Consider the following 3,995-nt stretch of genomic DNA (forward strand, 5'->3'; position numbering starts at 1 on the left):
CAAAGAATAACTGACAAATTGATTCTCAATATCCCGAACTGTATAATCATCAGATAATAACCCTTGTTCTTTTGGTTCAACAATATATCTATGATAAATATGATCCAACTCATCTGCTATTGGAGAATATTCATATTCAAGATACTCTTTTTGATGCCGAATTGGAACCCATTCTCTATTAACATTCCAGAAATTATCAGTACGCTTATCAATTATAATTTCTGGAATGTTGTCTTTTGGTGGCAAATTCTCCAATATCTTTTTTATTTCTCTATCTATATTATCCATATATATTTACCTCAAATATTTTACGCCTCATATCTCCACTTCCACGCTCTTCTTTTTTCCATGATGCCATTTTGCTCCTGTTCAATCTTATGTGCAGTCTCATGTAAAAGCACATGCTCAAACTTAGCGTCATTGGACACAAGCTCTGGATCAAAATAGACGGTATTGCCCCGAATTTTTGCACGTTCCACAGTTCCATTTTTATTGTTTGTTTTAGATTTCATAGGTCTAAATTCCATGCCGGAAACAAATCCAAGATACTCCGGTGCATTCCTCTCCACATTTTCCATGACAATTCTTCTTGCTTCCTCATCCATTGATTGTCTCTCTTTCCTGTTCAGAGGTATCTCCTGTCCAAAGTTGTAATACGATTCTGCTTCCCTGCAATACCCCGATACCCACGTTCCCTTCTTGTAATAGCCACTGACAAAGAGTTTTTCCTGTTCTTCACAGGCATATTTTTCGTAGGTTTCGTCCGGGGTTTGTCGTTTTTTCCAAACATCTATTTCACCTCCTCTCCTGGCAGAGCGTTTTCAAGACATTCCGCAGCCCTGTTAATGGCCTCGTCCATGTCAACGTCGAGCCTTGCCGCAAGGATCCTTATCCTCTTCCTTGTCGCTGTCTCGACCTTGATGGTTGTCTTGGTCATACTCTGCATACTACTTAGTGACATATTAACCTTTTCCCCCATGGCTACCTGGATCTCCTGGTGATGTGGCTGGCGAATCTCTCGAAGCTCCCCAGGAACTTCATCCTCTGGCCGTCCTCCTTCCTGTCCTCCTCGTCCCGGCGGTTCATGGGTCCGTCTCCAGGTATACGCCGAGGCCCAGTGCCATCACCGTGGCAAGGATGTATATCCCTGTCCAGAGCGTTATGGCAGCGTCCACGCTCATGTGCGTCGCATATGCCGTTACGTTCCCCAGGAACACGGCGAAGCCGAGCTGGCCGATCATCAGGGCGCCGAGGAGGTAGACGAGCATCAGCGAACCCATGAGTATGAGGGTCCATCCGGATCTTGATTCGGCCATTCACAGCCTCCCTATGGTATTGTTGTACAGTGATTTTGCGCCCCCCTGGATGCCGTTCCATGCCATGTTCAATATATTCTGGATCAGGGACCAGAAGAACCCGATGAGGCCATGGATGAATGCCGAGGCCGGGGCAAAGAATGATGCGAAAAGGCCCGAGAATATGGACTGGATCTGTGCGGGATAGAACACTATGCCCAGAACGATCACAGCCGCAATAATGATCATGAAAAAATATGCGCCGTCCTCGAATTCCACGAGGGCGGCACTTTTTGGTATGTTTCTTGCAAGGGAGATTCCGTTCACGCCCCTGCGATGGTCATGGCCGCGTATCCGCTGTCCGTAAAGAGGGACAGCATGGACCGGATCCCGATCGATTGCGAGACGAACGCCTTCACGAGGGCGATCTGCTGCATGATGCGGAGGTAGAATGCCGGCAGTATGGCCAGGTTCGACACCGCATGGGACGCCCACTGGAAGAAGGCATTTATCAGGGACGCAAGGCCATTGAAGCCGGCACTCACCGGTGAGGTGAAGCTGCCGACAAGGCCCACGCCGATCTGCGCAACCTGATGGGAATACAGCCAGAAGGCCAGGCCCACCACGGCGATGATGGAGACGCCGACAAGGATCAGGATGTCATCCAGATCCCAGCCTGCGTACCCCTCGACGTCGGTTGCCTCTGTCTGCAGGTCTTCCGTCATGTCACGCCTTCAGTTTCCTCGCGGACTGGTCCCTGCGGATCTTCCTGAGCTTGTACCTCTTCGTGTCGATCAGGCCATAGTACGCTATGACTATGAAGAAGACCACAGCCAGCCAGCCGTATATCAGGGCCACGACGTTCGGGGATGTCATGAAGTTGAACACTATGGTCCCGAAGGGCCAGAACATGTTCAGGACGAACCCGAGTACCATGCCTATGAGGCCCACGCCCATGGTCCTGCTGTACCTCTGCCTCTCAGGGATCTCTGTGTACGCGAAGATGAACAGCCCGAAGAAGAACAGAGATGCTATGGCCGATCCCCATCCCCCGAGGGGCGTGATGGATCCGACGAAGCCCTCAATTACCAGTATGCCCAGTGCGCCTGCAATGCCGACCAGTGCGACTCCCATCTCCCTGCGTGTCTGGAACGCCTTTGCCCTTCCTTCCTCCCCGCCTTCATATGCCGGGGCGGCCAGATACGTTACGTAGATGGCAAGGAGCAGTATCACGAGGCCTATGGATGCTATGTATGTCACCAGCGGGAACTTCTGCCCGTTTGTGTACTCAAAGTACTGTGTGAATGTTATGCTCGCGCTCTGGAAGCCTGTGGCGTTCTTGCTCTGGTTCAGGTGGAATGCGTACTGCGGCGTGCTTGTGAAGCCGGATGCCAGATACGTTATCGGGTTGAGCTGCACCGATGATCCGAAGTACGAGGCCTGTGCATCAAAGAGCGTCTGGTTCATTGCGTAATCGGTTATGCCCTTGTCTCCAATGGAATTGACGCTTGTCGCGTTGACCGGTTCCCCGAAGTACATGTATGCGCTGGTCAGGTTAGTGTTTACCCCGGTAATGGTAAAGTCCGAAAAAGTGAAAAGCGCTCCGTTCTGCAGTTCATCATAGACATCCTGCGAGATATTCTTTGTCTGCACGATCACGGTCGATATCTTCTCCTTGGCAGGCGTCGAGAATGTGATCGCATTGGTGACCTTGTTCACCGTGAAGCTTGCCTGGTACCAGTGCGCAGAATTTCCGCTCTCGTTCAGGAGCCATACCGCACTTGTCTCGTTTGCTATCCCTACCCCGGCCAGGGTGTTCAGGCCTGCCGAGGACGGCCCTATGCTGGCATCAGCGCTGAAGACATACGCTCCCAAAGGAACGCTGATAACCACCAGCAAGGCGATTATTATTCCCCAAATTCCTCTCAGTTTTTTCATAGAGTTTTCCGGAAACAAACGGGAAAAGCATCCGTTTTGCCTGGTAAAGCATCAGGAGCTGATCCCGGAAGCCTCCATTCCTCCCTTCTGTTGGCGCCATGCGGGTACGAGAAAGTCATGGTCTTGCGGGACTTGATGGCTTTCGCATGCCCGCAAGACTTAACTATTCATGACGCACAACCTTAATATTATTCCTGTTCCTGGAGGCAGTACTTCCTCCGGATGGTCATGGTGGCGTCCACGGGCAGGTGCTGGAGGTGGTAGGCGACGGATCGGCTCGATATCCTGTGGCCCGACCTTTCGAGGCCCCTGCTGATGCTCCTGGCGGAGAGGTGGATCGAACCGGCGGTCTGCAGGTACTGCAGGATGATCGCGTCTACGGCATCGGGGCTGCGGGCAGTCAGCGGATCACCGCCAGGGTGAGAATGACCAGGATCGCAAGCACCGTAAGGGATGCCCAGGGATGCTTCCCGATGGGGATCACCATTCTTGAAATGACTGAATCGGATGTGTCCACAACGAAGGCCAGGATGAAGATTGCAAGGAAGAAAAGGAAGAACAGCCGGATGCGGTCAGGCCAGCCAAGGCGTTCCTCATCATGGGTCATGGCTTCACCCTCATCATGATTCCAAGGACCGTGAATGCCACTCCAAGCGTCTCGTTGCGTTCAAATATCGCTTTCTTTATTTTCTGCATTTTTTTCATGTTTTCACCTTCCTTTTTTTATTCTCCGTCTTTTTAGAATTGATTTCAGGGGTTTCG

General features: G+C 51.3%; 8 protein-coding genes. 1 reads left to right on the forward strand and 7 read right to left on the reverse strand.

Annotation, left to right across the window (positions count from 1 at the left end):
• The 7 genes from KIS29_11355 to KIS29_11385 form a co-directional block, all read right to left on the reverse strand.
• On the reverse strand, positions 1 to 288 hold a 288-nt coding region (locus KIS29_11355), incomplete at its 3' end, for a hypothetical protein (GenBank protein MBX8640922.1).
• Positions 289 to 308: 20 nt separating this feature from the next.
• Positions 309 to 605, reverse strand: a complete 297-nt coding sequence (locus tag KIS29_11360) for a hypothetical protein (GenBank protein ID MBX8640923.1) — start codon at positions 603 to 605, stop codon at positions 309 to 311.
• A 185-nt stretch (positions 606 to 790) separates the two neighbouring features.
• Positions 791 to 937: a hypothetical protein gene (locus KIS29_11365; GenBank protein MBX8640924.1), complete on the reverse strand. Its 147-nt coding sequence runs from the start codon at positions 935 to 937 to the stop codon at positions 791 to 793.
• Between the two features lie 145 nt (positions 938 to 1,082).
• The gene (locus KIS29_11370) at positions 1,083 to 1,316 is read right to left on the reverse strand and encodes a hypothetical protein (protein ID MBX8640925.1); all 234 of its coding nucleotides are present in this window, start codon (positions 1,314 to 1,316) and stop codon (positions 1,083 to 1,085) included.
• Positions 1,317 to 1,622, reverse strand: a complete 306-nt coding sequence (locus tag KIS29_11375; GenBank protein MBX8640926.1) for a hypothetical protein — start codon at positions 1,620 to 1,622, stop codon at positions 1,317 to 1,319.
• Positions 1,619 to 2,020: a hypothetical protein gene (locus tag KIS29_11380; GenBank protein ID MBX8640927.1), complete on the reverse strand. Its 402-nt coding sequence runs from the start codon at positions 2,018 to 2,020 to the stop codon at positions 1,619 to 1,621. Before KIS29_11380 ends, KIS29_11375 begins: the two co-directional genes overlap by 4 nt.
• Position 2,021: 1 nt before the next feature.
• A complete protein-coding gene (locus KIS29_11385) occupies positions 2,022 to 3,233 on the reverse strand; it encodes a hypothetical protein (protein ID MBX8640928.1) in 1,212 nt (403 codons plus the stop codon).
• A gap of 332 nt (positions 3,234 to 3,565) precedes the next feature.
• Here KIS29_11385 and KIS29_11390 point away from each other — a divergent pair, with 332 nt between their 5' ends.
• Positions 3,566 to 3,859 carry a hypothetical protein gene (locus KIS29_11390; protein ID MBX8640929.1) on the forward strand — a complete coding sequence of 98 codons (294 nt, stop codon included), beginning with the start codon at positions 3,566 to 3,568 and terminating at the stop codon, positions 3,857 to 3,859.
• Positions 3,860 to 3,995: the final 136 nt, after the last annotated feature.

Source organism: Candidatus Sysuiplasma jiujiangense, assembly GCA_019721075.1.
In the GTDB taxonomy this organism is placed as follows: Archaea; Thermoplasmatota; Thermoplasmata; order Sysuiplasmatales; family Sysuiplasmataceae; genus Sysuiplasma; species Sysuiplasma jiujiangense.

Coding starts and splice junctions, on each gene's coding strand:
- KIS29_11360 (MBX8640923.1), bottom strand. CDS start 605: ATGGATGAGGAAGCAAGAAGAATTGTCATGGAAAATGTGGAGAGGAAT.
- KIS29_11365 (MBX8640924.1), bottom strand. CDS start 937: ATGACCAAGACAACCATCAAGGTCGAGACAGCGACAAGGAAGAGGATA.
- KIS29_11370 (MBX8640925.1), bottom strand. CDS start 1,316: ATGGCCGAATCAAGATCCGGATGGACCCTCATACTCATGGGTTCGCTG.
- KIS29_11380 (MBX8640927.1), bottom strand. CDS start 2,020: ATGACGGAAGACCTGCAGACAGAGGCAACCGACGTCGAGGGGTACGCA.
- KIS29_11385 (MBX8640928.1), bottom strand. CDS start 3,233: ATGAAAAAACTGAGAGGAATTTGGGGAATAATAATCGCCTTGCTGGTG.